We start from the raw sequence: 2,791 nt of genomic DNA, 5'->3' as shown, positions 1-2,791 counted from the left end.
TTAAAAGATAAAAATTTGAATTTAATTAAAAATCAAAAACTAAAATTTCAATTGTCAAATTATTATGAAATGATGGATAAGTTGATGTCAGACATCAAAATATATGATGAAGACAAAAAAGAGTTAAAGCCATTTATTTTTAAATATTTTAAAAATTATGATTATTACAATTATAATTATGATGATTTTACCAATGTTGACGAAATGGCAAAAGACGATGTTTTTATAAATACCATTTACTACGTAATTTCAGATTATAAAATAAATATAGATTCTTTTAAAGAGGGTGGAATACCAACTTCAAAAAAACTAGTGACAGCTTTAGAAAAAGAATTTAAATTTTTAAAAGATAAAAACAACTAAAATGACGAACATTAATTTCATTCAAAGCCAAGTAAACACTACTCCAAAAAACATTGAAGCAACCTTAAAATTGCTTTCAGAAGATTGTACGATTCCGTTTATTTCTCGTTATAGAAAAGACCAAACCGGCAATCTTGATGAGGTTCAAATAGAAGCCATTGCAAAACTTTCGAAGCAATTCGACGAGATTGTAAAACGTAAAGAAAGCATCCTAAAAACGATAGAAGAACAAGGACAATTGACTCCTGAATTGAAATCGAAAATTGAAAAATCATTCGATTTACAAGAAATTGAAGACTTGTATTTGCCTTATAAAAAGAAGAAAAAAACACGTGCAGATGTTGCTCGCGAAAACGGATTAGAACCATTAGCAACATTAATTTTAGCGCAAAAAAATGACGATGTTGATTTCTTGTCAACACAATATCTTAATAAAAATGTTGCCAACGAAGAAGAAGCACTTCAAGGCGCAAGAGATATCGTTGCCGAATGGATAAACGAAAATATTGCCGTTAGACAAAGTTTACGCCGATTGTACAATAGAAAAGCTGTAATCGAAACTAAAGTTGTAAAAAAGAAAGCTGAGGAAGAAGATGCACAAAAGTTCAAGCAATATTTTGATTGGTCAGAACCTATTTCCAAAGCACCTTCACACCGATTATTAGCCATGCTTCGTGCCGAAAACGAAGGTTTTATCAAACTAAAAATCGAAACCAATCTCGATGAAACCTATGATATAATTGATGAATTGATTATCAAAAACGGCAACAGTCCATCAATTAATCACATTCAATTAGCAATCGAAGACAGTTATAAACGATTGCTTCATCCAGCAATTTCTAACGAAACGTTACAAGAAGCCAAAGCCAAAGCCGATAAAACCGCAATTGATGTTTTTGCCAATAATTTAGGTCAACTTTTACTTGCGCCACCATTAGGCGAAAAACGAATTTTAGCCATCGATCCAGGTTTTCGTAGTGGATGTAAAGTAGTTTGTCTTGATGAAAAAGGCGATTTATTGTACAACGAAACCATTTATCCGCATCAACCGCAGAATGAAAGTGCGATGGCGATGAAAAAAATCCGTTCGATGGTAAATGCTTATAATATTGAAGCCATTTCTATCGGAAACGGAACAGCAAGTAGAGAAACAGAATTTTTCATCAAGAAAATAGCATTCGATAAACCAATTCAAGTTTTTGTAGTTTCAGAAGCTGGTGCATCGGTTTATTCTGCGAGTAAAATTGCTCGTGACGAATTTCCAAATTATGATGTTACCGTTCGAGGTTCGGTTTCTATCGGAAGACGACTTTCAGATCCATTGGCAGAATTGGTAAAAATTGATGCAAAATCTATTGGAGTTGGACAATACCAGCACGACGTAGATCAAACAAAATTGAAGGAAGAATTGGATTCGGTTGTAGTTCGTTGCGTGAATTCGGTTGGAATTAATATCAATACAGCAAGTAAATCGTTGTTGAGTTACGTATCAGGAATAGGAGAGAAGATGGCCGAAAATATAGTGGCATTCCGACAAGAAAATGGCGCATTTGAAGACAGAAAACAACTTAAAAAAGTACCGCGATTAGGAGAAAAAGCCTACCAACAAGCAGCAGCTTTCATCAGAATTAAAGACGGAAAAAATCCGTTAGATAATTCGGCAGTTCATCCAGAAGCGTATGGAATTGTTGAAAAAATGGCGAAAGATTTAGGATTAAAAACCAACGATTTAATTGCCAATAAAGAAAAAATTTCGAAAATAAAACTAGAAGATTACGTTACCAAAGAATTCGGAATTCTAACGCTAAAAGACATTGTAAAAGAGTTAGAAAAACCAGGTTTAGATCCAAGAAAATCGGCAAAAGTTTTCGAATTTGATCCAACTGTAACTTCGATAAAAAATGTAAGAACCGGAATGGTTTTACCCGGAATTGTTAACAACATCACCGCATTTGGTTGCTTTGTCGATATCGGTATTAAAGAAAGCGGATTGGTTCACATTTCACAACTAAAAGAAGGATTTGTATCCGATGTAAATGAAGTTGTAAAATTACACCAACACGTTCAAGTAAAAGTAGTTGAGGTTGATGAAGACAGAAAGCGAATTCAGTTGACGATGATACTTTAATAAATCACAAAATTCCAAATTCCAACAATAGTATTGGAATTTGGAATTTTAAATATTGGAATTTACTACTTATTTAGTTTCTTCTTCTTTTTTAGAATCAGCAGGTTGGTCTTCGCCTTTTGCTGCATTTTTGAATTCTTTAACTCCAGAACCTAATCCTTTCATTAATTCAGGAATTTTTTTCCCTCCAAAAAGTAGTAAAATAACAACACCAATAACAATCCATTCAGTTGCTCCCATTCTTCCCATGATTTATAGAATTTATGCTTTCGCAGATTTTTTAATAAAATTATCCTACAA

At 32.9% G+C, this 2,791-nt stretch carries 3 protein-coding genes; 2 read left to right on the top strand and 1 reads right to left on the bottom strand.

Translation table 11 applies throughout. The features are described 5' to 3' along the window. Both DIU01_RS05870 and DIU01_RS05865 read left to right on the top strand, forming a co-directional pair. A partial coding sequence (locus tag DIU01_RS05870) for a hypothetical protein (RefSeq protein ID WP_290832424.1) occupies nucleotides 1-363 on the top strand: 363 nt, incomplete at its 5' end. 1 nt (nucleotide 364) lies between these two features. Further along, a complete protein-coding gene (locus DIU01_RS05865; RefSeq protein ID WP_290832422.1) occupies nucleotides 365-2,491 on the top strand; it encodes a Tex family protein in 2,127 nt (708 codons plus the stop codon). 69 nt (nucleotides 2,492-2,560) lie between these two features. On the opposite strand, the gene DIU01_RS05860 is transcribed toward DIU01_RS05865, so the two are convergent. Continuing rightward, nucleotides 2,561-2,740, bottom strand: a complete 180-nt coding sequence (locus DIU01_RS05860) for a twin-arginine translocase TatA/TatE family subunit (RefSeq protein WP_035124507.1) — start codon at nucleotides 2,738-2,740, stop codon at nucleotides 2,561-2,563. Between the last annotated feature and the right edge of the window lie 51 nt (nucleotides 2,741-2,791).

It is taken from the genome of Flavobacterium sp. (assembly GCF_003525665.1).
In the GTDB taxonomy this organism is placed as follows: Bacteria; Bacteroidota; Bacteroidia; order Flavobacteriales; family Flavobacteriaceae; genus Flavobacterium.
Note: the sequence above shows the minus strand (reverse complement) of the source record. Positions and strands in the feature narration are given on the sequence as shown.

Excerpts from the sequence above, each read along its gene's own strand:
- DIU01_RS05860 (WP_035124507.1), bottom strand. The coding sequence starts at position 2,740 with ATGGGAAGAATGGGAGCAACTGAATGGATTGTTATTGGTGTTGTTATT.
- DIU01_RS05865 (WP_290832422.1), top strand. The coding sequence starts at position 365 with ATGACGAACATTAATTTCATTCAAAGCCAAGTAAACACTACTCCAAAA.